At 43.1% G+C, this 26,583-nt stretch carries 27 protein-coding genes and 1 pseudogene; 15 read left to right on the top strand and 13 right to left on the bottom strand.

Annotated features, from left to right (window positions below):
• Positions 1-35: 35 nt before the first annotated feature.
• A complete protein-coding gene (locus EHO59_RS07065; protein WP_135586093.1) occupies positions 36-638 on the top strand; it encodes a TetR/AcrR family transcriptional regulator in 603 nt (200 codons plus the stop codon).
• Between the two features lie 27 nt (positions 639-665).
• On the opposite strand, the gene epsC is transcribed toward EHO59_RS07065, so the two are convergent.
• The 4 genes from epsC to EHO59_RS07045 all read right to left on the bottom strand — a co-directional run bounded on the left by epsC (position 666) and on the right by EHO59_RS07045 (position 2,499).
• Complete coding sequence (gene epsC / locus EHO59_RS07060; RefSeq protein ID WP_135586091.1) at positions 666-1,208, bottom strand: serine O-acetyltransferase EpsC; 543 nt, start codon at positions 1,206-1,208, stop codon at positions 666-668.
• A 15-nt stretch (positions 1,209-1,223) separates the two neighbouring features.
• On the bottom strand, positions 1,224-1,628 hold the full coding sequence (locus EHO59_RS07055) for a phage holin family protein (protein ID WP_135586089.1): 405 nt from the start codon (positions 1,626-1,628) through the stop codon (positions 1,224-1,226).
• A 9-nt stretch (positions 1,629-1,637) separates the two neighbouring features.
• The gene (locus EHO59_RS07050) at positions 1,638-1,826 is read right to left on the bottom strand and encodes a hypothetical protein (RefSeq protein ID WP_135586087.1); all 189 of its coding nucleotides are present in this window, start codon (positions 1,824-1,826) and stop codon (positions 1,638-1,640) included.
• A gap of 73 nt (positions 1,827-1,899) precedes the next feature.
• The gene (locus EHO59_RS07045; RefSeq protein ID WP_135586085.1) at positions 1,900-2,499 is read right to left on the bottom strand and encodes a hypothetical protein; all 600 of its coding nucleotides are present in this window, start codon (positions 2,497-2,499) and stop codon (positions 1,900-1,902) included.
• 249 nt (positions 2,500-2,748) lie between these two features.
• On the opposite strand from EHO59_RS07045, the gene EHO59_RS07040 reads away from it, so the two are divergent.
• From EHO59_RS07040 to leuA2, 3 genes are all read left to right on the top strand, one after another.
• Positions 2,749-3,474, top strand: coding sequence for a hypothetical protein (locus tag EHO59_RS07040; RefSeq protein WP_135586083.1), 726 nt, complete (start codon positions 2,749-2,751; stop codon positions 3,472-3,474).
• Positions 3,422-4,036, top strand: a complete 615-nt coding sequence (locus EHO59_RS07035; protein ID WP_210413032.1) for a tetratricopeptide repeat protein — start codon at positions 3,422-3,424, stop codon at positions 4,034-4,036. Before EHO59_RS07040 ends, EHO59_RS07035 begins: the two co-directional genes overlap by 53 nt.
• Positions 4,037-4,354: 318 nt before the next feature.
• On the top strand, positions 4,355-5,578 hold the full coding sequence (gene leuA2, locus EHO59_RS07030) for a 2-isopropylmalate synthase LeuA2 (RefSeq protein ID WP_246052732.1): 1,224 nt from the start codon (positions 4,355-4,357) through the stop codon (positions 5,576-5,578).
• 43 nt (positions 5,579-5,621) lie between these two features.
• On the opposite strand, the gene EHO59_RS07025 is transcribed toward leuA2, so the two are convergent.
• The 5 genes and pseudogenes from EHO59_RS07025 to EHO59_RS07010 all read right to left on the bottom strand — a co-directional run bounded on the left by EHO59_RS07025 (position 5,622) and on the right by EHO59_RS07010 (position 11,749).
• Positions 5,622-6,239, bottom strand: coding sequence for a TetR/AcrR family transcriptional regulator (locus EHO59_RS07025; RefSeq protein ID WP_135586535.1), 618 nt, complete (start codon positions 6,237-6,239; stop codon positions 5,622-5,624).
• A 49-nt stretch (positions 6,240-6,288) separates the two neighbouring features.
• Positions 6,289-6,879 (bottom strand): TetR/AcrR family transcriptional regulator, encoded by a 591-nt coding sequence (locus EHO59_RS07020; protein WP_135586079.1) that lies wholly within the window; start codon positions 6,877-6,879, stop codon positions 6,289-6,291.
• 5 nt (positions 6,880-6,884) lie between these two features.
• Positions 6,885-8,480, bottom strand: coding sequence for an efflux RND transporter permease subunit (locus EHO59_RS18380; protein ID WP_425460219.1), 1,596 nt, complete (start codon positions 8,478-8,480; stop codon positions 6,885-6,887).
• 219 nt (positions 8,481-8,699) lie between these two features.
• Positions 8,700-10,184, bottom strand: a pseudogene (locus tag EHO59_RS18375) (efflux RND transporter permease subunit); the annotation flags it as partial.
• Positions 10,181-11,749: a TolC family protein gene (locus tag EHO59_RS07010; RefSeq protein ID WP_135586075.1), complete on the bottom strand. Its 1,569-nt coding sequence runs from the start codon at positions 11,747-11,749 to the stop codon at positions 10,181-10,183. The gene EHO59_RS07010 and the pseudogene EHO59_RS18375, both read right to left, overlap by 4 nt.
• Positions 11,750-11,892: 143 nt before the next feature.
• Here EHO59_RS07010 and EHO59_RS07005 point away from each other — a divergent pair, with 143 nt between their 5' ends.
• From EHO59_RS07005 to EHO59_RS06990, 4 genes are all read left to right on the top strand, one after another.
• Positions 11,893-12,081, top strand: coding sequence for a hypothetical protein (locus EHO59_RS07005; protein ID WP_135586073.1), 189 nt, complete (start codon positions 11,893-11,895; stop codon positions 12,079-12,081).
• A 235-nt stretch (positions 12,082-12,316) separates the two neighbouring features.
• Positions 12,317-14,614 carry a PAS domain-containing hybrid sensor histidine kinase/response regulator gene (locus EHO59_RS07000; RefSeq protein WP_135586071.1) on the top strand — a complete coding sequence of 766 codons (2,298 nt, stop codon included), beginning with the start codon at positions 12,317-12,319 and terminating at the stop codon, positions 14,612-14,614.
• A gap of 44 nt (positions 14,615-14,658) precedes the next feature.
• Positions 14,659-15,630 (top strand): YheT family hydrolase, encoded by a 972-nt coding sequence (locus EHO59_RS06995; protein WP_135586069.1) that lies wholly within the window; start codon positions 14,659-14,661, stop codon positions 15,628-15,630.
• A 121-nt stretch (positions 15,631-15,751) separates the two neighbouring features.
• On the top strand, positions 15,752-16,963 hold the full coding sequence (locus EHO59_RS06990) for an acetyl-CoA C-acetyltransferase (RefSeq protein ID WP_135586067.1): 1,212 nt from the start codon (positions 15,752-15,754) through the stop codon (positions 16,961-16,963).
• A gap of 128 nt (positions 16,964-17,091) precedes the next feature.
• Here EHO59_RS06990 and EHO59_RS06985 read toward each other — a convergent pair whose 3' ends face one another.
• Together EHO59_RS06985 and EHO59_RS06980 are read right to left on the bottom strand one after the other, a co-directional pair.
• Positions 17,092-18,267 (bottom strand): acyltransferase family protein, encoded by a 1,176-nt coding sequence (locus tag EHO59_RS06985; protein ID WP_135586065.1) that lies wholly within the window; start codon positions 18,265-18,267, stop codon positions 17,092-17,094.
• Positions 18,227-19,249 carry a DUF2804 domain-containing protein gene (locus EHO59_RS06980; RefSeq protein ID WP_135586063.1) on the bottom strand — a complete coding sequence of 341 codons (1,023 nt, stop codon included), beginning with the start codon at positions 19,247-19,249 and terminating at the stop codon, positions 18,227-18,229. Before EHO59_RS06980 ends, EHO59_RS06985 begins: the two co-directional genes overlap by 41 nt.
• 137 nt (positions 19,250-19,386) lie before the next feature.
• On the opposite strand from EHO59_RS06980, the gene EHO59_RS06975 reads away from it, so the two are divergent.
• Positions 19,387-20,274 carry an LIC_13029 family protein gene (locus EHO59_RS06975; protein ID WP_135586061.1) on the top strand — a complete coding sequence of 296 codons (888 nt, stop codon included), beginning with the start codon at positions 19,387-19,389 and terminating at the stop codon, positions 20,272-20,274.
• A gap of 46 nt (positions 20,275-20,320) precedes the next feature.
• Here the strand turns inward: EHO59_RS06975 and EHO59_RS06970 are convergent, their stop codons facing one another.
• Positions 20,321-20,914, bottom strand: a complete 594-nt coding sequence (locus EHO59_RS06970) for a hypothetical protein (protein ID WP_135586059.1) — start codon at positions 20,912-20,914, stop codon at positions 20,321-20,323.
• A 117-nt stretch (positions 20,915-21,031) separates the two neighbouring features.
• On the opposite strand from EHO59_RS06970, the gene EHO59_RS06965 reads away from it, so the two are divergent.
• From EHO59_RS06965 to EHO59_RS06940, 6 genes are all read left to right on the top strand, one after another.
• Complete coding sequence (locus EHO59_RS06965) at positions 21,032-21,853, top strand: aldo/keto reductase (protein ID WP_135586057.1); 822 nt, start codon at positions 21,032-21,034, stop codon at positions 21,851-21,853.
• Between the two features lie 140 nt (positions 21,854-21,993).
• Positions 21,994-22,440 carry a MarR family winged helix-turn-helix transcriptional regulator gene (locus EHO59_RS06960; protein ID WP_135586056.1) on the top strand — a complete coding sequence of 149 codons (447 nt, stop codon included), beginning with the start codon at positions 21,994-21,996 and terminating at the stop codon, positions 22,438-22,440.
• Positions 22,441-22,550: 110 nt separating this feature from the next.
• Positions 22,551-22,988 (top strand): DoxX family protein, encoded by a 438-nt coding sequence (locus tag EHO59_RS06955; RefSeq protein ID WP_135586054.1) that lies wholly within the window; start codon positions 22,551-22,553, stop codon positions 22,986-22,988.
• 322 nt (positions 22,989-23,310) lie between these two features.
• Complete coding sequence (locus tag EHO59_RS06950) at positions 23,311-24,666, top strand: sensor histidine kinase (RefSeq protein WP_135586051.1); 1,356 nt, start codon at positions 23,311-23,313, stop codon at positions 24,664-24,666.
• Between the two features lie 73 nt (positions 24,667-24,739).
• Positions 24,740-25,018: a GNAT family N-acetyltransferase gene (locus tag EHO59_RS06945; protein WP_135586049.1), complete on the top strand. Its 279-nt coding sequence runs from the start codon at positions 24,740-24,742 to the stop codon at positions 25,016-25,018.
• Positions 25,015-25,356, top strand: a complete 342-nt coding sequence (locus EHO59_RS06940) for a VOC family protein (RefSeq protein WP_135586047.1) — start codon at positions 25,015-25,017, stop codon at positions 25,354-25,356. The genes EHO59_RS06945 and EHO59_RS06940 overlap by 4 nt, the downstream gene beginning before the upstream one ends.
• Here EHO59_RS06940 and EHO59_RS06935 read toward each other — a convergent pair.
• Positions 25,328-26,581: a BaiN/RdsA family NAD(P)/FAD-dependent oxidoreductase gene (locus EHO59_RS06935; RefSeq protein WP_135586045.1), complete on the bottom strand. Its 1,254-nt coding sequence runs from the start codon at positions 26,579-26,581 to the stop codon at positions 25,328-25,330. The genes EHO59_RS06940 and EHO59_RS06935 overlap by 29 nt on opposite strands.
• Between the last annotated feature and the right edge of the window lie 2 nt (positions 26,582-26,583).

Below are 26,583 nucleotides of genomic sequence, written 5' to 3'. Positions count from 1 at the left end.
ATAGACTAACTAGTCTATCATTTTATAATTGCCCTATGAAAAAAAAGAAACCGGAGTTAGCAAAGCCGGAAGGTCCGTATGAAAGAATCGCCGAAACTGCCGTAAGACTGATGTATGCGCAAGGGTATGCTGGGACTTCTATCAATCAGGTGATTGATGAATCTTCTTCCCATAAGGCAAGCTTCTACCGTTATTTTCAAACCAAGGAAGATCTAGGAAGAGAATATATCAAAAGGCAGGGGCAAGACTTCAGAGAGGTTTGGGAAAGACTTATGGAGAAATCCAAGAGTCCTGAGGAATTCATAGGCCGCTGGATGGCTCTTCTTAAGAAGCAAGTCAAGATGGAAAAATATTTCGGATGCCCTTTGGCTAGATTCATGGGAAGTCTGGATCGCCCAGATCCGGATTGGGCCAAGTTAAGTTCAGACGTATTAGGATCTTGGATCTCTTGCTTAGAGAATTATTTCGAAGCGAACAAGGAGAATTCCCTTCTTCCTGCTTCCTTTCCTTCTAGGAGAAAGGCGGAACTATTTCTAAAACTTTTTCAGGGGAATTCTCAGTTTTATGTGATGACCCATGATCCTTCTTATTTCCAAGAGCTGGAAGAAGAGATGATGAGAGAATTAAGGGCTTCTTAAGAGGAAAGCATATTAAGAAAATAGAAATTAGATCTTTATTTTCTTTAGGGACTTTCGGACCTTTTTTCCCTTTAATCTTACGATCTGCCCCGGAGCTCCGACAACGGTGCAGTCATCCGGAATATCATGATCGATCACTACAGCTTCCGCTCCGATCTTTACATTATTTCCGACAGTGACAGGTCCCAGAACAGTTGCTCTTGCACCGATCAATACATTATTCCCGATAGTAGGATGGCGTTTCCCCTGGTGATTGCCGGTCCCTCCCAGAGTCACTCCGTGAAATAGAATGCAATCATCTCCGATGATAGCAGTTCCTCCGATCACGATCCCCATTCCATGGTCTATAAAAAGCCCGTTCCCGATTTTAGCTCCCGGATGGATTTCTATTCCCGTAAGAAATCGGGAAAACTGTGATATGAAACGAGCCAAGAACTTTAAATGGATCTTATATAAAGGATACGCAATATACTTATGCAAAAAGATTGCATGCAGTCCGGGATAGAGCAGGAATTCCATACCTCTGGCTGCCGGATCATTTCGAAAGATTGCCTGGACTTCTCGGATCATATTATAGTAAACCGATTATCTTCCGCTTCTTCTGTCGGAACGTGAGTCTCTATTATGATTTTCTTTTGATTCCTTCTTAGCTACGTAGTTGGCTAAGGATAAAATGGCTCCTCCCCAGAACGCTGCCCAGAATCCAGGAACATAGATCTTGCCAGGAAACAAATCTGCGATCCATAATAGAACGATTGCGTTGACCAAAAGTCCAGCCAGTCCTAAGGAAAGAAGATAGATCAAGTAGCCCAAGCCCAGAGTGACTAACACCAAGAACCAACGGAGAAGGAAGTTCAAGAATCCGAAGAATAAAACGATTACGATCGCATCCCAAAGACTGCCACTGACACGAAACCCGTGATCAATGAGTGGGAATACGAAGATGACCACCAAGGATTGGAGCAAAATGGAAAATATGAATTGGAACATCCAATGTCCTTAAATGGTAGTATCCAAGAACTGTCCCAAATGAGGGGGAAGGCCTCCCGGAGGAACTACCAAGGTTTGAGGTTGTACAATAGCGTTATCTGAGACCGAAGCGACTTCCCTAGGTTGATCGCCAACCAAAGCGGGAGCACTCGAATCGGAATACAAGATCTGCCTGGACCCGACAGCCATATAAGGCATATTCTACTTCCTAAAGGATACTTTCCTTAATTAGACGAATCCGAAAACTAAAATATGAAGGTGTTAGAAAGGATTAACCTTCTACGATTAAGCCGCAGTCCATTTTTTCGACTACGAAACCTGTAACAAAGAGAGGAAAGATCATGTATGTTGCGAGCCCAAGAGCAATCGAGAATCCGGTAGCAGGAATATCCTTTTCACCTGTAGGAGAGAAATAGATCTTAATAGAGCGAAACTGTTTACGGGCAGGACTCGCATTCGGAGCAGAAGCCTCTTTAATTCCCAAGCCGCAATTGTGAGAAAGCTTATTGCCTTCGATCATGAGATAGATCTCTTTTCTGCTGTACTTGTAGCTTTGTTTTCTGGTGACAGTCCCTTCGATCTCCAGTTCCTTAGCTCTTGCGCCATTTCCAACTAACAAAGGAAATTTGGCATATTCTCTATCTGCTCTTCTATCCTTTCCCTCTACTCCAGTAAAGAAGGTAGCCATCACAGTTTTAGCATTATATTCCTGATCGTCTTCAAATTGCACTAAGACAGGGATCTCTGTTCTTCTAAGCTCTGCAGCAGGCAGGTCCATAGAATCCAATTTTTTTTCGGCTCCGGAGCAATTCGGAAGTAAAAGGAAGGCAAAGAATAAGAAGAAAAGAACTCGCTGAAAAAAGGAGACCATGTAAGAAACCTGACCCTTCTAAAAATATCCCAAAACTTATTCTGTCGAGCAAAAACTTGCATGAAAAGCAAGAGTCGAATTTTCAAGATCCCGCAATTTAGATTTACAATCGATTCTATCCTAGTAAAGTTTAGTCCGTTGGCTTACGTCATATCCCATTCAAATCCTTTGAGATCCGGATCGATCCCGATCTACTTAAGTCTATTTCTCTTAGTTTCCTGTTCTTCCTTTCCCAAAAGCGAGAGATCTATGCTTTCTCCTGATCATAGATACTATTTGATCTACACGAATGAAGAAGGTCATACATACGAAGCCAACCTGAGTATGCAAACCCAGCACAAAGACGCGTTAGCCGATCTAGACAAATTCGATAAGGAAATATTAAATCCTCTTAACGTCGCTTATGAACAAAGATTAAAAGACGTAACTACTTACACTGCGGAGCTTAAAAAGGAAAGCACCTCTCTTGTAAGAAGATTAGGAGGAGTACTCGCAGTCGCACTCATCACTCCTGTTCCGGGAGCATTCGAGACCGCTCTTACAGTGGGACTAATCTATGTGGCTTATAAGAAGTTTACCGAAAAACCGGGAACTGCAGAACGAAAAAAGCATGTTGAATTTCTAATCGGAGAATGTGAGAACGCGGAAACCAGTCTCGAGGAATTCAAGGAAAAGCATCTAGATCCTTTCAATAAGAAATGGAAGAAGGAATTTGAGAAGGATTCAAATCACTATGTGAGCGCAGAGAATGAGACCGACATACGAATCTTGGACATCGTCGTAGAGAAGTATGTTATAGATAAAGCTTGGATCAAGAGAAACGGAGAATGGGAGATCAAATCCTCTCTAGAACATTGCAAGAGAGAAACCCAAGAAGAAAAGGATAGTCGGATCCAAGAGCAAGAAAAGAAATGGAAAAAGAATGGACCCAAGACTCCAAATCGCGTTGAACCACTTAAAGCAGGGAAATTCTGAACTAGCTAAATCGATACTCTCCGCTTGGACCGAAAGCGAACCAGAAAATCCGAACGCTTTCTTTCATTACGGGATGTGTCTTTCTCAATTAGGAGATTTAACCCAGGCAGAGGTTCAATTGCAGGAATGCATTCGATTAGAACCGGCGCATGTCCAAGCCTGGGTAGGTTTAGGAGTTTTATTCGCAAGAAAGAAAGACAAACCGAAAGCAGAGTTCCATTTGTCCAAAGCCTTAGAGTTAGATGATACCGATGTATTTGCTAAAAAGAATCTAGCGGCAGTGTATACGGGAGCCTCTAAATTCGACCAAGCGCTCTCACTTCTCAAGGATCTGCCTGAGTCCGAGCTTACGGATTCCCCTACTCTATATGCATTAGCAATCTGTTATGTTCGTACCGATCGTTTCGAAAAAGCTAGAGAGATCTTTCAAAAGTTAGAGATCGTGGGAGTTCCGGATCAGGTCAAAAAGGAATACGTGCAACTCAAGCAACTCTTAGAAGAAAAGCAGTTTGAACGTGGGGGCATCTGGAGTTTCTTAAAACAGGAAGAAGAAGATACCTGAGTCCAGGCCACACTTCTCGCTTCGATTTTTTTCTTTTCTACTTGACTTCTTCCTTTAGTTTGCCGAGTCTAAAAGTATACGTATGGCGCAAACATCCTTCAAAGCCAATTTGCTAGGACTCCTCCTCCCTCTACTCGGAAGCTGAGAGGAGCTGTAGGATATTGCGTATGCAAAAACCCGCTCCTCTTGAGCGGGTTTTTTTGTATCTGGGCTCCCGTCCCGACAAAAATCCCGCTTCGGGGACGGAAAAACAAAGAGAAGCCCATGGAACAAAAAACGAATACAAACTTAACGTCTTATTATCCTTCCATCCAGGAGATGATCGTACCCGGCCAAGGCTTGAGGACTCCTCCCAAGTCTCCATTCTTTATGGATGTGACTCTTAGGGACGGAAACCAAGCGCTGCGCAAGCCTTGGAATCTAGAAGAGAAGGAGATCATCTTTAAACAACTCTTGAAATTAGGAGTGCAAGGGATCGAAGTCGGTTTCGCTTCTGCGAGCCACCAAGACTTTGAAGCATGCTCTCATCTTGCTTCCTTGGCACCGGAGAATGTTGCGATCTCTAGTCTCTCTCGAGCTGTGGAGAAGGAAATAGATCTTTCTTGGGAAGCGATCCGCAAGGCTCCTCGCCCCAGGATCCATATAGTTTATCCGATCAGTGATTTTACAATTCGAAACGTACTTGGACTGACCGAAAAACAAGTTAAAGAAAACATAATACGATCCGTTTCTTATGCAAGAAAGCTTGCCGGAAATTTCGGAGAAGTGCAATTCTCCGGTGAACATTTCGGGGACTCTTTGGAGAATATGGAATTCACTATAGAAGCATTCCAAGCGGCCCTGGACGCAGGTGCGGATGTGGTCAATCTTCCTAATACGGTAGAAAGATATCGCCCTTATCTGTTCGTCGCAATGGTGAGAAAAGTGGCAGAGTCCCTTCCCCAAGGAACCAATATCTCTGTTCATACTCATAACGATTTGGGAATGGCAACGGCTACCACTGTCGAAAGCTTCTTCGCGGGAGCAGTGCAATTGGAAACTGCATTAAACGGATTGGGAGAAAGAGCCGGCAACACGAATACATACGAGGTAGCGATCGCTCTTCATAATTGCGGAGTAAAGGTGGATCTGAACTTGCAAGCAATCTATGAGACTTCTCGTATAGTTTCCCGCATGTCCCAGGTTCCCATTCACGAAAAGGCTCCTTTGATTGGAGAAGATGTAGTGGCTCATAGAAGTGGGATCCACCAGGACGGAGTCTCCAAGACAAAGGAAATGAAGAAGGGTGCATACAGAGCCTTCGACGCGAATCTGATCGGTCGTCCAGAGGGAGATAGAATCGCATTCACAAGCCAATCCGGTAAATCAGCAGTTTATGAAATTCTAAATCAATCCGGGATCTCTATCTCTAAGGAAGAAGCTTCCAAGTTGCAACCGATCCTGAAGGCTTTATCCGAACAGTCTGGCGGAGGAGAATTAGCTATAGAAGAGATCCAAGAAGAATTGGAGAAGATGAGACTGCTACCGAACTTGGATCAATAAAGGAATGACTCGATCGAGAAGAACGAGAAGGACTAACAAAACGTTAGATATCTTCTCGTTTTACGATCCCGTAAAAGATAATATTATCCAGCTCTTGCACAAGATCACGAATGGAATAAGGAGTCTGAGCTAAAAAGTTTGGATCAAACATTGCTTCAGAAGAAGCGGAGTGGATCAGAAGTACGATATCAGGATTTACGTCGGGGCGAATGTCCCCGTTCTTGATGCCCGCCTCTACCATCGCTCTCATGGTGCGATTGACGTTGGCTTCTTTCATCGCATGAAAATGTTTCCAAAGATCAGGAGCTTGGTCTCTGATCTCTCTCAGGAACTCGTTCATTCCGTGAGGGATCTCAGAAGAGAGACAGGTTCTCATTGCTTGGATTTTTTCTTTGATGCTTTTGGTGGGATCTTCGTGGATGGAGTGGATTTTGCCGTGAATTCTTAGGTGCTTGTCCGTCATGACTGCTTTTAACAATTCGTATTTGTTTGCGAAATGTTTATATAGAGTCTTGCGGCTAATTCGAAGGGTTCTCGCAATCTCTTCCATACGAGTCTTCGCAAAACCGTATCGTAAAAATAACTCAAACGATTTTTCGAAGATCCTTTGGCGGACCTCATCCTTCTCTACAGTTAACTCTTTTTCCACAGCGGTATGCACTTTCTTGTCCCCCTCACTCATAGGAAAAGATTTAACAGTCGTCAACTGTTTAATCTTTTCCTCTTTCCCTCTCTATTATGCCATATAGGATGATATTGTCCAGTTCACCGATATCTTCCCGACGATCGGTCGGGTTTTTTTCCTGAATGGATAATGCTTCTGAACATGCGTTTAATACCATAATAAACAGATCAGGATGCAAATCTTCTCTAATCTCTCCCAAAGCCTTTCCCTCTTCGAGCAAGGCGGTAATCTCAGTATCTATTAATTCGACTCTTTTTTCTCGAATAATTCTCCAGATTTCTGGGATCTGATCCTTCATCTCTTTCCAAAGAAAAACATGTTTGGGCCTCGTAATATCTAACAACTCTTCGTGGACTTTCTTCATTCTTTTAGGAAAGCCGTACGCACGATTGAGCCGAATTCTTCTGATCCGTTTTGCCACCTCTGCTTGTCTGTATAAGGCGGCGGCTTTTAAAACTTCATCCTTATTCGCGAAGAACTGGTAGAGAGTCTTTTTGGCTATCTTACAAGCCACTGCAAAATCTTCCATACGAGCCTTCGCGTATCCTTGGTCTAGAAAGATACTCGTGGCTCCGTTAAGTATTCGGAGCCTGAGTTTTTTCTTTCCGAATTCCATTTCTCTTAAGCGTCCGGATTAGGTGAATTCCTACGAACCATCTGGTTCAGCTTTTCGATATAGGAGAACGCCGCAGGAACTACCACCAGGGTAAGTATCGTAGAAGAAATCAATCCTCCAATGATCGCAACACCCATACTGGTTCTTTGTTTAGAAGCCTCGTTCAATCCGATTGCGATAGGTGCCATCCCTGCAATCAATGCAAAGGAGGTCATTAGGATCGGACGAAGACGTTCTCTTCCCGCTTCTATGATCGCTTCCTTCATCTCTACGCCTCTTTGTATAAGCTGGTTCGTGAAGTCCACGAGCAAGATTGAGTTCTTGGTTGCTACCCCGATGAGCATGATTAGACCGATCATGGAGAAGATGTCCAAAGACTTCTGGGTTAAGAAAAGAGCGATGAAGGCACCACAAAGTGCAAGCGGTAAGACCAACATAATCGCAATCGGAGTGATAAAACTTTCATACAAGGAAGCAAGTACCATGTAGATAAAGAGCACTCCCAGTAACATCGCTATCCCCAAAGAAGTTCCCATTTCCTTAAAGTTCTCCGCTTGTCCGGTATATCCGATACGAACTCCCGGAGGAAGAGGAAGTTCAGTTTGGGTCAACTTAGTGACTTCTTCCATCGCTCCTCCCATCCCTGGTCCGCCAGGATTTACGTCTGCGTAGATCTCTACGGATTGGTTCCTGTTCATACGATTGATGGTCGCAAGCCCCGTTGTTTCTTCTGCAGAAGCGACGTTCTGGATCGGGATCATCATATTATTGAAGTTAGGAACAAATGAATTATAGAAGTTATCCTTCAAGTCTCTCTGTCCTTCTTTCAATCGAACTCGAATATCGTATTCCACTCCGTTCTCTCTGAAGACTGCTGGAGTAGTTCCTTCTACCAATGTTCTCAATTCGTTACCGATCACTGTTCCAGGAATTCCGAGAAGAACTTCTCTTTCGCGGTTCGGAACCACTCTGAACTCTGGAGCACCCGCTCTGTAGCTTGTGTCCACATCCAGAAGAGCTTTAGAATCTTTTAATTTATTGAATAGTTTGCGGGAATATTCTTCGACAACCTTACCGTTCTGTCCGCTGACTACGAGAGTGAAAGGTCTTTGTCCTCCACCCACGTTATCCACATCTTTTACGATCGGGTTCGCAAAGGAGAAAGATTCCAACTCTTTACGAAGAGTATCCTTGAACTCGGATGTGTTCATGGTTCTTTCTTTCGCAGGGATCATCTCTACGAACATGGTAGCGGTCCTGTTCGTATTGAACATTGCCACTAGTTTGATCTCTTTGTGAGCCGAAAGATTATGATACACATCTTGTGCTACTTCCGCCATACGTTGCACCGAAGTGCCAGGAGGCATGTCCAGAGTTACTTGGAACTTACCTTGGTCCTGAGCCGGCAAGAATGTCTTAGGAATGAATTTAGTAAGAACCAAACTCGCTACGAAGATGAGGATCGCACCGCTCAATATGAAGATTGGTCTCTTCAAAGTGAACTTCAGTACGGAAGCATATACATTCTCTAAGAAAGTTTGGAATGTATTAAACTTAGCCAAAACATAATCCAAACCTTTTTCGACAGGAGAAAGAATCACGCCTAAGAACTTAAAGATTACTTTCAAAATTTGGAATGGAACTCCGAGAACCGTTCCCACAATTCCTTTCGGGTTTTCTTGGGCTCTTATCTTGGAGAATGCGATCTCTTCCAAAGCAGTGGTCTCTGGCTTCTTTTTCTTCTTACCGTTAGAAGGTATTGAAGTAAACTCAGCGCTCGGAGAAGAATGGGATGCCCCGTGTCCGCCATGAGCTCCGGAAATTTTTCCTCCGAAATAGGCAGAAAGCATAGGAGCGATGGTCAACGCGTCATAGAGAGAGATCAAGAGAGCAAAACAAACCGTTAATCCGAATTCTCTCAAGAACTGTCCGACCACACCGCTTACGAAAGCGATCGGCAAGAACACGGCGATCACTGTCATAGTAGTCGCAATCACAGCGAGGGTTACTTCCTTGGTTCCTTCCGTCGAAGCATCTCTAGCAGTCTTACCCATCTCTCTGTGTCGGAAGATATTTTCGCGGACCACGATCGCGTCGTCGATAAGCAGTCCTACTGCCAAACTCAATGCGAGAAGAGTCATTACGTTCACGGTGAATCCGGCAACCGCCATCAAGATGAACGCTCCCAGGAGAGAGTTCGGAAGAGCAAGTCCTGTAATCACAGTGGATCTTACGCTACCTAAGAATAAAAGCACCACTACGATCGTAAGTGCGATCCCTATGATGATTGTCTCTTTAACGTCGTAGATATTGTCGTCGATCTGAATCGAGTTATCATTCGCGATGGAAAGTACTGCGTGACCTTCTCTTCGTGCGAGCTCTTTGTTTAGATCTTCGACTCTCTTCTTGACTTCCTTAGCGACTGCGACAGTATTCGCCCCGGATTGCTTGAATACTAATAAGAACACGGCCTTCTTGCCGTTAAAATATGCGCGAGTGGTTTCGTCTTCGAGAGTATCCGTGACCTGTCCGAGTTGTCCTATCTTAACAGGAACCTCATTTCCGAAGAGAGAAATAGGCGTATCTCTGATCTCCTGAGGAGATTTGAATTCATTGATGGTCCTATACACAAGCTCCGAGTCGGACTTACTCACCTTACCTGCTGGAATATTTGTACCACCGGAAGCGAGTCGATTCGAGACAACAGAAGCAGGAATCATGTGCTGCTTTAATTTTTGTCTATCAAGCTCTACATGGATCTCTCTCTTTCTACCGCCATAAATGGTGATATTACCTACGTCCTTAGCGGTCAAAAGGTTCTGCTTGATCTCTTCGTTTGCGATATCATAGATCTGGGCTTCACTCAATTCTGCATTCAATGCAAGAATGATGATCGGCTGATCCGCGGGGTCTATCCTACGAATGACAGGCTCTTTGATATCGTTCGGTAGCTTTGGTTTTACTGCAGATACTTTGTCTCGGATCTGCTGCTCTGCGTACTTCACGTCCGTTTCCAAAGTAAATTCAACGATCACAACTCCGGCACCTTCGTTACAGGTGGAGCGGATCCGTTTTACTCCGGAGATGGTGGAGAGTTCGTCTTCGACCGGCTTAGCGATCAACGTTTCGATCTCGTTGGGAGCAGCACCGGGGTAAGGAACAGTAACGGTCACTACCGGGATCGTTACGTTAGGAAATAAGTCCACTCCCAACTTGTTCAGGGATAAATATCCCGTCACAAGAATAATGAGAACGGTACAGGTGATGAAAATCGGTCGTTTAATCGACAGTTCTGCAAAATTCATTTTTTGTCTCCGTCTGTTTGATTCAGAACCTCATCCACATCCAATCCGTGTTTACGAAATAGCGTACCTTTGGAGAGTTCGTATTGAACAAGAGCTGTGTTATAATTTACTTTCGCTTGCATGAGTCCGTATCTAGCTTGTGCAACCAGATCTAACGCGTTTTTGACATTTACGGAAGTGGCTCTTCCATACTGATATCTTGGAAGGATTCCCGAATAAAATTTCTCTGCTTGGACCAAATTCTTTTTAGATTCCTCTAAAACGATGTAAGTGGTCTTGATCCTTTCTAGACCTTGTTTCACATCTGTCTTAACCTGTTCCCGGGTTTGATCATAGAGCATATCTATTTTTCTGCTCTGAGTGAGAGAATTTCTATACTCCGCTTTAGCGGTGTCATTTCCCAAAGGATAATCCATCTTGATCTCGGCGGAGTTCTGTCCGTACCTTCCCGCAGTGATCCCATTGAAACTTTGAGGGAATTCCCTGTCGTATTGTCTCATGTTATACGTACCACTTACATAAAGAGAAGGTAATAATCCGTTTTTCGCGATTTCCAGTGAGGCTGTAGCATTTTGTTTTTGTAATGCAATACTCCTGAAATCATAACGATTGATGAATGCCTCACCTAATTCATCCTCTTCTCCTTTAAAGATAGGAAGAGAATCCTCCAGATTCATCGCGACACTCATCTTTGTCTCAGGATCCTTTCCAAGAGAAACCAAAAGATCCCTACGGGCTCTGTCCTTCTCCAGTTTAGTTTGTCTGAGTTGATTCTCCGCGGAAATTGCGAGAGCATTCCATTGGCCCGATTCGTAACCCTCTGCGACTCCCAAGCGCACCTTAGAAGAAGTGATATCCTTTACAGTCTTCACGCTTCTAACTAAAAGCTCGGCTGTTTTCTGATTCTCGTCCGCAAGAGAAAGATTCCAAAAAGCTAATAGAGAATTCACTACGGATCTTGAAAGAGTATTCATCGCGTCCAATTTGCGGACCGAAGTCATCCTACGGCTGATCTCGTAGGATCGTTTCTGTTGATAACCGAATACGTTCTTTAGTAAATCTTGCTTCAGAGTGAATCCTATATTCGCAAAATGTAAACTTGGCTGAGCGAATTGCTGCGCAACAGTTCCTATCTGCTCCGGCCTCTTACCCGCATCCGTTTCAAAGCGGTTGTCCGAGACGGTTAGATTTGTAGTTGTTCCTGTAGTGAAAGCCTTAGAGAGCCCACCGGAAATGGTATTACTGGTAATCTCCCGACCTTGCAGATTGAACTGAGGTAAAGGAAGGTTGCTTGTTTTCTGGGTATTGGCGCCCAAGGTCCCGATAAAATTGTACTTACCGTTTTCCTTTTCCCAATCGTATTCGGCATTTTCCAGATCCAAACGAGCGAGTTTGGCCTGAACGGAATTTTCCAACGAATAACGAATGAGAGAAGAAGTAGTCCAAAGGCTTTCCTTCTCCAAATCATGATTTGTTTCTGGGAAGAGAGCGAACCCCCAGAAAAAAATTCCAAAGCTAGCGATTGATCGAGCGATATGCTGATTCTTTTTTTCTTTCTGTTTCATAGTCTTTATTGGAAACATTTATAGTATATTTTGTTTCCACGTTTCTGGAAACAAAATCCCATTTTTTTGTTTCCATAGTCAACAGAAAAATTTGTAGCCGAAAGATTTTTTATTGATATTAAGTCTCAAAATCATAAAAATGAATGATGAGCATCCAGAAGGTTTCTTCCCAAAAGTCATTTTTAGAGATCTATCGTAATTACGAATCCTTTCAGATCGGTTTTACAGAAGAAACGGAAACATCCGGTCGCCAAGAAAAGGAGATTGAGGCATCTTCTCGCAGGATTTCTTCTCCCTCGGATGGGACAATATCCTCGAACCAAGAATTCTAAGATCGCTCGGCAAGTTTGCTTAAGGCGAAAGCAATTTTAGAAGAAGTCCCCTTCTTTCTAAAATCAGAAGTTTGCAGGCAGGGATCTTTCTTAAAATTCCTTGCCTTTCCATCCAAAATGAATTCTAAAATTAGCCTGAGAGACGGCTTTTTTACAGACTTAACGCGTCAAATTCTCAAAAGACGTTTCCCACAGATAACGAGTCCTTCAGTTCCCAGAGAGCAGAAAGAGAATTATGCCAAAGACCCCACCGGACATTCAGGCCTTTATTCAATTTTTTGCACATTCCAATGTAAGTTCCATATTCTTGAGCCATATCATCCGCGATGAAAGCGGAAAGATATACGATATACAGATCGTTCATTGCAACGACCAAGGCGCGAAAATGATGAATGCAAGCTCAGCAAAGGAATTGTCCGGAAAAACATACCGAGAGCTGAGGCCGGGTGATATAGAGAATAACTCGGAATATGTGCAATTCATGGAATCGATCAGCAAGTCCGGTTCCGAATGGAGAGGAATTCGCGCTTCCGTCATCACCGGAAAATTCTACGATAGTACACTCCTTTGTCCGAAGGACGACTGGGTCCTTTCTATCGCGCAAAACCTTCATCAGGAAATGAAGGAGAAAGATATCTTTAGAGAAGCAGCAATGCAAAGCACGGATCCTCTGTATTATTTGGAACCGGTCTTTAATGACACAGGAGGATTAGAAGATTTTCTCTACATGGATCTAAACCCTGCTGCAGAAGCAGAGTTAAATATGAGTAGAGAAGCTGTCTTAGGACATTCTCTTTGTAAATTATTCCCCCAAAACCTTCTGATCGGTACCTTCGAATTATATGCGAAGACATTTAAAGAAGGCGGGACCAACGAAAAAGAATTCATGGTAACCGATTTTTTCGGACATAGAAGTTATCAGATCCGAGTGAGCAAGATCCAAGATGGGATCTTAGTGAATAATAAGAATATTACGGAAATCAGAAGTGTAGAGGAACAGATCCGAGTTCAGAAAGAACAGCTAGAGTTTACTTATCTCGCTTCAAATGACGGATACTGGGATTTTAATCTTAAGGAAAACAAACTATTCCTTTCCGCAAGATGGAAGACCATGCTTGGATACACGGAAGAAGAGATCTCCAACGACGATCCTCAGATCTGGAAAAAATTGGTGCATCCTGACGATCTAAGGATCGCTATTTCCGCATTCCGAAGACATAAGAATGAGGAAACAGAACGTTTCGATAAGGTGCTTCGATACAAGAAGAAGGATGGGGATTTTATCTTTATACGATCCCGCGCACTGATCATCAAGGATGAGACCGGAGAACCAACACGGATCGTAGGAACTCATACGGACATATCCACTGCAAAACAATCCGAGCTTGCTCTCGAAAAAGCGAAAGAAAGGGCGGAGAAGGCTGATAAAGCAAAATCAGAATTCTTAGGAATGATCTCTCACGAAATGAGAACTCCTTTGAACGGTATCTCCGGGATGGCGCATCTGCTTGATGATATAGTAACCGATCCTTCTCAAAAAGAATATTTAAGAGATCTAATAGATTCCACAGAGATACTTTCCAGATTGATAGACGACTTATTGCAAGTGGTCACTTTAGATTCAGCAAAGATAGAGATCAGAGAAGAAGTATTTTCGGTCCAGACTTTGATCGATATGGTACGCACACTGATAGAACCGAGCGCGAAGGCAAAGAATATCAGTCTGCAGATCCTCATATCCAATAAACTTCCTGCAAATATTGTAGGCGATAGAACCAGGATAGAACAGATCCTTCTGAACCTTCTAATGAACTCCGTAAAATTTACCGAGAAAGGTTCCGTGTCTCTTTCCATCGATCGAGAAGGAGAAAATTATATCGTATTCAAGATCAGTGATACAGGCATCGGCATCAAAGAAGAAGCGAGACAAAAGATCTTCGAGGCATTCCACCAAGAAGATCTGGCAGATACCAGAAAGTATAAGGGAGTCGGCTTAGGATTGTATATCGCCAAGAGAATCGTAACCTTAATGAAGGGAGACATACGTCTCTATTCAGAACCGGGAGAAGGTTCTGAGTTCACTGTGCTTCTTCCTTTAAAGACCGAGAATGAATTCCCAACAAAACAGGCTCCCAAAGAACAAGACTCCGTTCCATTCTTTCCTTCCGGAGCAGTCTTAGTAGTAGATGATAACGAGATCAATCTCAAGATCCTCTCCAAACAGATCAGCAAAACCGGCCTGAAAGCTGACGTAGTTCTCAGCGGTTACGAAGCGCTAAAGCTACTAGAAGCCAACGAGACAAAGTATGATCTGATTCTTCTGGATTTGCAAATGCCGGGCATGGACGGATATCATACTGCGGATGCGATACACGCTTTAGATTCTTCTAATTCAAAGATCCCGATCGTCGCGGTAACTGCTAGTTCCTTTTCCGAAACCTATGAAAAATGCGCACAACACGGAATAGAAGGTTTTATAGGCAAACCGTTTCAACCGACCCAACTGTACAAAGTTCTAACAGAGTTTCTATAACGAATCGCTTGCGCTTGCCGGCCTGAATGGAAAAAAATGTCGGCATGGATCAAATCCATCCTTTTAAACCTCCCATTCATCTCAGACATCCTTTTATCCAAACTGTCCTCGCTTCACTCATGAGGCAGAATACTCCGGATCATCCCATGGATAAGAATTCCAAGGCAGCGGTCATCGATGCTGGCAAAGGAGTTAGACTTTTAGGTCATTATTCTAAAGCTTCTGCAAACAAGGGATTGCTCATACTCATTCACGGTTGGGAAGGAAGTATGGATTCCAATTATATCCAAAGGACCGCCAGAAGATTCTTTGATAAAGGAATCTCCATCTTTCGTCTGAACTTAAGAGATCATGGCGACACTCATCATTTAAATCCGGAACCATTTAACGGAAGTTTAATACGAGAAACGTATGAAGCTGTGCGCAAAGTAGCAAAGGACTTCGGCCCGAAGCTCCCCGTATATCTAGGTGGGTTTTCTATGGGGGGAAATTTCACTCTCAGAGTTGCAAGAGAGCATTCCCGCAATAAGCAGCCCGTTCCGAACTTAAAGCATTGTATAGCAGTCAGCCCTCCTCTTCATCCCAAAAGCGCCACGGAGATGATGGATTCTAAACTGATTATAGGAAAATACTTTTTAGAAAAATGGAAACTCTCTTTGGCAAAGAAGAATGTTCATTTTCCAGATCTACATCCGTATCCCAATATCATGCAGGGCAAAACTGTGATGGACATGACGGATAGGATCGTTGCCTCAACTTCTCAATTCAAAAGTACAGATGATTATTTCAATACGTATACTTTAGGTCCTGAGGATTTCAAGAATCTAAAAGTAGATGTTACTATCGTAACTGCATCCGACGACCCGATCATTCGCCCCAAAGAATTTAAGGAAATACCTAGCGTCCCCAAACTTAAGATATTGATGCAAAAACATGGGGGCCATAACGGATTTTATGAAAATCTAAAAGGGGATTGTTGGTATTTCAAAGTGTTCGACCGAGTGATTTTCGGCTGAACTCCTAAAACAAAACGACTTGCTTTTCCGCGCTTTACGATAAACTCGAGTCGTAAGCAGATCTCGTTTTTGAACCCATGTTCAAGAATAAACGAACGGCTTTCGTTATAGGAGAAATACTATGTCCAACGCATACGTTATCGATGCGGTTCGTACCCCTCGCGGAAAAGGAAAGAAAAGAGGCACTCTCGCTTCTGTTCACCCTCAAGAACTTTCCGCAGCAACCTTAAAAGCAATCCAAGAAAGAAACGGCCTCAAACCAGAAGTCGTCGAAGAAGTAGTACTCGGTTGCGTCTCTCAGGTAGACGACCAAGCGGCCTGCATTGCGCGTTATGCGGTCATGGCAGCACAATGGCCTAATTCAGTTCCAGGTTATACCGTAAACAGATTCTGCGGATCCGGATTACAAGCGGTAAACAATATCGCGAACCACGTTCAATCCGGAGCGATGACCGTAGGACTCGGCGGCGGAGTAGAATCCATGAGCCGCGTCAAAATGGGCGCTGACTTAGGAGACCGTGATTTTAATATAGGAAATCCTAATATTCAAAAACATTATAATCTGGTTCCTCAAGGTATTTCTGCCGACCTAATCGCTACAAAATATAATATCTCCAGAGAAGAGGCGGATAAATTCGCAGAATCTTCTCAATTGAAAGCCGACAAAGCTATCAAAGACGGAGCATTCAAAAAATCTATTATTCCGGTAAAACTGGAAGACGGAAGCGTAGTGGATACCGACGAAAATCCTAGAATAGAATCCGATTATGCATTCCTTTCCGGACTCGGAGCAGTGTTCAAAACTATCGGAGAAAAAGAGTTAGATGCGATCGCTCTTAGATCTTATCCAGATGTAGGCAAGATCAATCATATTCACACTCTCGGAAACTCTTCGGGTATTGTGGATGGTGCCGCTTCTGTTCTAATTGCTAACGATGACGGGATCAAGAAATACGGCCTGAAGCCTAGAGCAAAGATCCTTTCTACTGTTGCAACCGGCGAGGATCCAACCATCATGTTGACTGGCCCTGTTTCTGCTTCCAAAAAGGCTTTGCAAATGGCGGGACTGAAGGTAGAAGATATCGACCTTTGGGAGATCAACGAGGCATTTGCATCGGTTGTTCTTTATACCCAAAAAACTCTCGGGATCCCTCTTGAGAAGATCAATGTGAACGGGGGCTCTATCGCTCTCGGACACCCTCTCGGAGCAACTGGAGCAATCCTACTCGGAACCGCTCTAGATGAATTAGAAAGAAGAAACCAACGTTACGCTCTCATCACTCTCTGCATTGGCGGGGGAATGGGAATCGCTACCGTAATCGAAAGAATCTAATTCTTAAGATCCTGAGATCAGAAGACGCCGTTTTTCTTCGGAGAAGCGGCGTTTTTCATTTTATAGAGCAAAAGTGCACACATTGGCTCTCTCGCCTCGGCCAAACATCTGATCGTATAAGCAGAGACTTAGATCTTCCAATAAATCTTTTTCTTATCTAAGAAATACAGGATAAAGAACCAAAGCAAAATCACTGTGATGGTATATGCGAAAGAACTTAGTTCCGGACTCTCGATCCAGCTTTTATAATATTCTACGTATATATAATTCTTAAGTGAGGTCTTCTTTCCATCGGCAAAATGGACCGAGATAATATTCAGAGATCTCGCATACATTCCGGATCCAAAGAATACCAAAAGCGCATTCCTACCAAAAGGCAAAAGCAACGCCTGAAGAGAACGAAACAAGAATGTATCCTGATTTTCTAATAAAGAAAAAAGAGATAAGAATAGAACGGCCCAACCCGCGGTCCAAAGAGTGTAGCTGCTAGTCCAGAGACTTTTATTGATCGGAAACCAAAGATCCCAAATTCCTCCAAGCAATAAGAATCCGATTCCTAAGAAAAGAAGATGGAGAGGAATCTGAAAGCCGGACTTTCCAATCTCCAGTTCTTTCTTCAGGAATTCTCCCGTAAAGATCCCTGCTAAGACGGAGCCAAATGCACTGATAGAAGTGAGAAGGCCTTCTGGATCCCAGACCTTGCCGAATTTCCAAAGATGCTTTTCTCCGAAAACGGTTCTGTCCAACCAAGCTCCCCAGTCCTTCCCTTCCGTCATAGTAGGAAGATCGGCTCCTGGCGGAGGCAAGAATCCAAGTAAGATCCAATAGCCGATCAACAGAACCGAAAAGATAAATATTCTGAACTTTAGATTCTTTTCGGTATAGATTAAAGCGCAGAAGAAGTATGTAAATCCTATCCTTTGCAGAACTCCTGGAAATCTTAACTCTGCAAAACTCCATTCTCCAAATATGTTCAGAAAAAGGCCAAGCCCGATCAGGATCAAAGAACGCTTTAGTATTTTAGGAAATACTTGTAAACCATTGCGGACAGAAAATGGGATTGCTGCGCCTACAACGAATAAGAAGAACGGAAATACTAGATCAGTAGGAGTGCATCCATTCCATTTAGCATGTTTGAGAGGCCAATACATATTGGACCATGTCCCAGGATTATTCACAAGAATCATCCCGGCGACAGTAAGGCCTCTTAAAAGATCTATGGATATATTACGACGCGCCGACTCGGATTTCAAAACGAAAAAACTACCAGAGGGACCTATGAAACTCGGTAAATCCCCAAACATCTTTGAACTGGACTTCTTGTCCGTTCTCTGGACGGAAACTTCCCGAGAACTTTCCTACAAATTGACGAAAATATAATTTAGTCCAGATTAAATTCATTTTCTCTCTTCGTTCGCCCTTAGGTTCGAACTCTAAGCGCATCCTTCCCTCTTCGTCCCAAAGCCTCCAAGGCTTGTAGGGATCTTTTTGAGAAAAATCGAATATACAACGACTTATCCTTTGGCGATTCGAATCGATCCAATACGCATTCTCCGGAAAGAAGCTCTCATTCACTAACGCTGCAAAATTTGCGCCTATCTTAGTCCGATTCGGAAGAACAGAAGAGAAAGCGGCCCAATACCAATTCGTTTCCCTTCTTAAATATCCACCCGACCAATCATACACCAAAGTCGTACGACTCGGATCTCTGACTAATTCGCGGCCTTCATACTTTACGGAAATACGATCCGGTAAGAGAGGAGAACACTTCTCGGTAAATGTCCATCTACTTGGTTCCGAAGGATTCAAGACTCTCAAAGGTTGATGAGTTAAGAGAGAATATGGAAACTCTCCGGAGATCTCCAATTTCTTTCCGAAGTTCGCTTCTAAGGAAAGCTTTCCTTCAGAATGAGATTTACTTATGTTTAAGAAGGAACTTCCCTTTTTAAAACGGATCTCATACTCGTCTGGGTTTGCAGGGAACTTTAATGCCATTCCCAAATCTGGTCCTTTAGTATCAAATTCATAGACCTTGCCTTGGTCGAATTTGTACAAATAGGCGAATACGTTATACGCATAGCCAAGACTGACTGCGGCAATACCGACTAGACAGTCTTCCATTAACAGCCCTAGATAATTGAAAGAATGAAACGCAAATTTTTTGCGAAGACCCTTGATCTCTTTTCCGAAGAAGTCCATCAAGGCAAAGTCATGATGATTGAATTCTATCGGCCCATCCCAAACTCCGTAACGTACTTGATTCTCGGGGCCGATAATTTTTTGCATAGATTCGATCGATTTTTGAAAGCCAAGCGGAAAAATCAATGGATTTCTTCCTCTACTTCCAAATCTGCTTTACAATTAACTTTTTCTTCACAAGATAGACCTAACAAACGTTCGGGAATATCGGCATAACCAATTCTATGGGAGAAATCCAGAGCAAGCATGCAGGATCGAGCGAGATGCTCGAAGCATCCGACTTAAAAACTCTGAAAGATAAGAAGACCTCCCGAGAGATTTCCGTCCTTCTATATCGAGTTTTATTTCGTAGCGAAGAAGTCAGAGGCGGATCGGTCAAGGTCGTCAAAGAAACTTTTATCCGCACTCATTCCAATCATCCAGAACTCTTTCCCATCTTAGACAGAGCTAAATTCGTTCGAGACATGCTCTCTGTTTTCAAGACCTCCAGCGTTCTTGGTATAGATAAACTAGAACCTTTTTTTGCAGGGATCCATGCAGCCTTCCAAAGCGAGATCCGTTATCTTCTAGGCAAGTCCACTCAGTTCACTTTTGATATCATGTTCCAGGTGATTGAGTCCATTTTGCAAGAGATGAGCCACCCGGAAGACCAACGGACAGTCGACGTAAAAGATAGAGAGATCATTCTGAAACATTTCAAAGCGTATAATGATCTATCAAAATTCTTTAATAAGATGGGAACTTCCAAGGCAGTCATCGACAAAAAGGATGAGATCATTACAGAGATCTCGATCGCTCATAAAGAAATTACGATCGTATCCATCGAGAATATGTTCAGAAATATTCTGGCTCAGATCCTTCTTTCCAGAAAATACAACTGCGGAAATTTGATCGATAAGTGGTCCACAGAATACGGCTTCGGGCCGGAGCAAGCTCAGGCAATGAGAGTGCATATCCAACAGACTGCCACTCTTACCGATTTCAGAACCCAATACGCAAACGCGTTACGCGCTATTGGAACGGAAAATGAGATGGATCTTATGTTCCTGAGGACCCTATCCAACTATTATGCTTCCTGGGTCACTCAGGTCTCAGAACAGATCCCTGCTTAAACTTATTATAGTATTTCGGGGAAGGCCCCTTCCCCGCATCAAAAGATTAACCCAGCTTTCTTTGGGAATATCCTAAACAATAAACCGCAACCGCCAAAACATAATGGAATACATCCACTCTCGGGATCCCGGAGATATGTCCGACTGTTCCGATCACAAGACCTGCTAAAATAAATAGCAATGCACCTGCAATCCCGTAGAGAGCTGCAGTCTTATGTGAGCCTTTGTATTTTTGGATACAGACTATGATCACAGTAACAAAAGAGATCGCTCCGATCGCAGTGGAATATGGTCCTAACGCATAAAGAGAATCTAAAATAAAAAGAACGAGTAAGCCCGCGCTTAATACGTACCAGTTTCGAGGAGGAATCTTACCGAAACCTAGATAGAAGAATGCGATCCCTATCCAAGGAATTCCTACTGTTCCGGCAAATTGAACCACGAGCCTATAGATACCAGTGATCCAATCTCCACCTAGAAAAAAGATCACTCCTAGATAGGCCCCAGCAGCAACTGCGAATAGACCCCAGGCTCCTCCTCTCTTAGGAAGACTTCCTTTTGCCGAAGACAGAGCTCTCAATCCCGCCCAAGTAGCGGAGACTGCCAATACTAAATCAGAAATAGCGGTGCTTAATTGCATGACGAACAAAGAATCCCATTCGATCCAAATTGCAAGAAAGAATCTGATACGAAATGAAAACGAATGAAAACCTGTCTTTCTATAAACTAAAAACCTCTTGGACCGTCTAAGTCTGGTATGCAAAGTTCTATTCTCAATCAATCGATCCGTTTAAACAACGGAGTGGAAATGCCTGTATTCGGATTGGGCGTTTGGAAGACGAAATCCGGAAACGAATGTGTAGAGGCGGTAAACTGGGCCCTAGAAGCCGGATATAGACATATAGATACTGCCAAAATCTATGGAAATGAATCCGACGTAGGAAGAGCGATCCGAGAAAGCGGTATTCCAAGAGATGAATTGTTTATCACCACCAAGCTTTGGAATGGAGACCAAAAAAATCCACGCAAAGCGATCGAAGAATCACTCAAGTCTTTAGGATTAGATCGTGTGGATCTCTATTTGATCCATTTCCCTGTAGGGAGTACAAGAAAACAAGCCTGGAAGGAATTGGAGAAATTCTATAAAGAAGGATTAGCCAGGGCGATCGGCGTCAGCAATTATATGATTCCACATCTTCAGGAATTATTCGAATACGCTGAGATCACTCCTACAGTCAATCAGGTGGAATATCATCCCTTCTTAAACCAGAACGAACTCCTAAATACTTGCAAAAAGAATAATATAGTCTTGGAAGCTTACAGTCCTCTCGCACATGGACAACGAGTCTCCGATGCAAAATTGCTCGATATTGCAAAGAAATACGGAAAGACTCCGGCGCAAATATTGATTCGTTGGGCCATTGATAAGGGAATGGTAGTCATTCCTAAATCGGTGCGCAAGGAAAGGATCTTAGAAAATTCACAAGTTTTTGATTTCAAACTTTCTCAGGAAGATCTGAACGAAATAGAGACTTGGAACGAAAACTTCCGCACCTGTTGGGATCCTACGGGAGCCTGAGGATATTTAGTTTCCCAAAGAGAAGAATGCAAAAGACTTTCCTAGGTTCGAAAAAGCGGCCTTCTAAGAATTCCTACTTTTTTGTTGACTTTTTCGAACTTAGTCAGTCTATATAGTAATAGTTCAATCTTAAAGTATTTATGGCCACTCATTTCAAAGGAAAGGCGAGAGAGATAAAGGTACTAGATGCCTATATTAAATTGAGTCGATGTGCAGATTCAATCAAGGCTATGGAAGAAAAATTCCTGAGCCAACACGGACTTACCAGCGGCCAATTCGGATGCTTGGAGACTCTTTATCACTTGGGTCCGATGTGCCAAAAAGAAATTGGCCAAAAGATCTTTTCCTGCGAAGGCAATATCACTCAAATCGTAGACAACCTTGAAAAGAGATCCTTGGTCATTCGAGTCAGAAGCGAAGAAGATAGACGTTATTTTATTATCAACCTTACACCCTCGGGCAAGGAACTAATCGGCAAGACTTTTCCAAATTATGTGGATCAACTGAAGGACAAGATGTCTTCTCTCAGTGACGATGAGTTAAAACAGCTCGGACAGATCTGCAAGACCGTAGGGCTCTCGACTTAAACTGCATAGGAGGAATGACCATTGTTTTTCGGACTCATCGGCCCATTACTTTAACAATAAACTATTAATGAATAGACTATATATGATGAAATCATTTCAGGAGAAATATTATGATTCAAAGACTTCTTAAAACAGACTCGGACCTCACCTCGCTCATACTTAGAATAGTTTTGGCAGTGGTCATCTTTCCTCATGGAGCTCAGAAAGTATTGGGTTCGTTCGGAGGCTATGGCTTCTCCGAAACCTATGCATTCTTAACTAACGCAGGCTTTCCAGGAGTGCTGGTACTCTTGTTATTCGTAGCAGAGTTTTTAGGACCTCTAGGATTGCTAACCGGTCTACTGACCAGAGTCGCAGCAGCGGGGATCGGAGTCATAATGATCGTAGCAGGTGTAACTCACTTTGCGAACGGATTCTTTATGAATTGGGCGGGCGGACAACAAGGGGAAGGTTTCGAATATCATATACTCGCAGCCGCAATCTCACTCGTGCTCGTAATCAAAGGAGGAGGAAAGGCTTCCTTGGACGGAGTGATCGCAAATAAATAACGAATTACTGCATACCTAACTACCCATTTGAGAGGCCCACAGGCCTCTTTTTTTTAGGTTCTTGGATCCTTGCATTTTGCTTTTCTTCGCCGAATCAGTGACGAAATTTATTTCCAAAAACTTATCTTTGTCCGAACAAAACAAAAAAGACTAATCTAAAGGGTTTAGTGTCCTTTTTCTTTCAGGTTAAAATCCTCCGTTATCCGAAACTATATTACATAATTGGGAATAAAAAGAGAAAGAAAAAGAAATCGAAACATTTTTTTCAAAGAGATGGAGTATCATATTTTTTTCGGATTCGAAGAGTCTATTACTAGCAATCATGGAAGATGAAAAAAAATCCGGCTTGCTGAATCGGATTTTCAAATTGATCAAAGAATACTCTATTCCCAAGCTATCCGTATCCTCAGGACTTTCCTTTTGGAGAGAACTGATACTTACCTCCTTAATCTTTAGTATCTCTTTACTCGGAACATTAGCCTATATTCCTAGCGTTTACTTAGCCTGGAAAGAAGGTAAAACCGAGATCCTCTGGATCGACACATTCGCTCTCATCCTAATTTATATTCTAGTGATCGGAAAAAGAATCTCCTTCGGAATAAAGGCAGCGTTGATACTCTTTTTGAATTTTCTCCTGGGCACAGCCTTGCTGATCGCCTTAGGCCCGGAAGGAGGTGGAATGCTTTGGCTTTTTCCTTTTCCGGTACTCGCGGGAGTTCTTTTCGGGCTCGTCCCTTCTCTACTCGGTCTCTTAGCAAATGCGATCGTAGTCTATTTAGTGGCCCAGGCTCCGTATTACTTTTCTCTTCCTTGGTACATGGCTCCCGAAAGAATGTATGTGGTTGGCCTGAATTTTCTCATAGCGAATACCATAGTTTGTGTGCCTCTTACTATCCTAATGAGAGGATTGCAAACGAGCATAGAGAGAAGGAACGAATACCTTTCTAACCTTAGATTAAGAAAATCTCATATATATAGATCTAAACGAATTCTGGAAAACGAGGTTGCCCGTAGAATAGAGATCGAGAGGACTCTCGAAGAGAATCTGAGAGAAAAGGAAGTTCTTCTTCACGAAATCCATCATAGGGTTAAGAATAACTTACAGATCGTATCCGGAATGTTAAACCTGCAAAACATGTATTCTGGAGAATCCACTAGCTCTGAAGTACTCACAAAGGCACAGAGTAGGATCTCTGCCATGGCAATGATACATGATCATCTCTATAAGCAGGACAGATTTGCAAACGTAGACATGAAGAATTATTTAGAGTCCTTACTCCAGCATCTAGTGACCTCTTACTTTCCTACGGGGAATAGGATCGGCTTCGAATCAGATCTAGATCCGGTTCGAATCTCTATGGAAAGAGCAATACCTTGCGGTCTTATCGTGAACGAGCTGATCTCCAACTCTTTAAAGCATGCTTTTCCCGGAGAGACCAAAGGAAATATTAAGGTCCAGCTGAAGATCAAAGGTTCTCATCTCCATTTAACTGTAGAAGATGACGGAGTAGGAATGCCTTCTATCCAAGAATGGTTCGGAGTAGGTTCTTCTAAAGCCGAGCCCTCCGATTCTCTAGGTCTTATGATCATTCGTTCTTTGTGCAGCCAGTTGAAGGCAGAACTGGATCTGAAAAACACAGGTGGAACTTCGGTTTGCTTGATTTTTTTAGCTCAATGAATTTTCGTTGGACCAGGATCAAATTCGACTCTTTCTTCCAGAATGTTGAGAGTCGGATCTAAAGAGGCAAAAGATGAGTTCAGTCGAACACGATACTTCCGCTAGAAAGTTTTTTCTGATCGAAGAAGGAAGAGAGGCCCATCTTATGTACAGAGAGATCGGAGCTAATGTCTGGGACTTGTATCATACATTCGTGCCTAGCGAGTTCAGAGGAAAAGGAATCGCATCTCAATTAGCGGATAAGGCTTTAAGCGAGGCTCGCAAGTCAGGCAAAAAGATCATTCCGAACTGCTCTTATGTTCAAACCTATCTCAAAAGACATCCTGAATATTCCGATATAGTTATAGAATGATCCATCATATCGCGATCTCCACCGAAGATCCGCAGAGACTCAAACAATTTTACGAAAAGATCCCTGGACTCGTTTTCGAGAAGGATCATTTCTTTAAGGACGGAGAACTCAGATCTTCTTGGTTCTTGGCAGGAAACATTCGCCTCATGATAGAAAAGGAACCGATCAAAAAGGCTCCGTTCGCATTGGTATTCTCGGCTTCTTCTCCCGAGGAAAGAAAGAAAATAGAATTAGATTTTGGGGATATTCTGAAAGAAGAAACGGATTATACTAAGTATTTTCTGGATCCAGACGGAAATCGTTTAGGTTTCAGTTCTTATCCGGAACGTTGGAATTAGTTTCTTTAGAAATAGACGAGCCTGCTATATAAGAAGTAGTCCAGGCATTTTGAAAATTAAATCCGCCGGTAATCCCGTCTATATCCAAAACCTCACCGGCAAAATACAATCCTGGCACAATCTTACTTTCCATCTTGGAGAAATCCACTTCCTTGCGTTTGACTCCTCCGCAGGTCACGAATTCATCCTTAAAGACTCCCTTACCTTGTATCTTTAAAACGGTTCTCTTTAAGGTCTCTTCTACTTCGTGAAGTTCTTTGGAAGAAACTTCCGACCATCTCTTGTCGGAACCGAGTGCCTTCTCCCAAACTCTTTCCCAAAATCGAGAAGGCAAATCGAACTCGGAGTAACTTCCTGGTTTACGAGATGGATTTTCCTTCTTCTTTTTCAAAAGGAAATCCCTTAGGTCCTGGCGAGAAAGATCGGGAATCCAATCTATAATTAAGTTTTCCTTATATTCAGTTTGGAACAAAGATCTAGCGCCCCAGGCAGAAAGCTTTAGGACTGCAGGCCCGCTCAATCCCCAATGAGTGAATAATACGGGACCTCTTTGTTTTAATTTAGAATTTTGTAATGATAGCTCTGCGTCGGATATGGAAAGGCCCTGAAAACCATCCAACAGATCATTCTGTATTTCGAACGTAAAAAGAGAAGGCACCGGAGATTCTATCGTATGTCCCATATTCTCCAGCCAACCCCAGACTTTTCGGGAAGAGCCGCTCGCGACTAGTACTGAATCGAAATCTTCTTCGCCTTCTTCTGTTTGGATTCTGAATTTCTTGCGAGAAGGGTCTTCGTTCGTATAGATCCCTGTGATTGGGGCCTTAGTGCGAATCCTGATCCCTAATCGTTTCGCTTCCTGTAACAAACATTGTAAGATGCTCTCTGAGTCATCCGTGACGGGGAACATTCTGCCGTCCGACTCCGTCTTTAATTTAACTCCCCTGGTTTCGAAGAATCGGATCGTATCCTTAGGTTGGAAGATCTCGAACGCTCTTCTTAATTCCTTTTCTCCTCTCGGATATCTTTTAGATAATTCCTCAGGTTCAAAGCAAGAGTGAGTGACGTTGCACCTTCCCCCGCCAGAAATCTTTACCTTAGAGAGAACATTAGGAGACTTTTCGTAGAGAGAGACCTCTATCTTGTTCTCAGATAGAATGCGGGTTTGGATCGCTCCGAAGAATCCAGCGGCTCCTCCCCCAATCACTACGAGTCGTTTGGTCATCC

The organism is Leptospira semungkisensis, from assembly GCF_004770055.1.
GTDB classification, from domain to species: Bacteria; Spirochaetota; Leptospiria; order Leptospirales; family Leptospiraceae; genus Leptospira_B; species Leptospira_B semungkisensis.
Note: the sequence above shows the minus strand (reverse complement) of the source record. Positions and strands in the feature narration are given on the sequence as shown.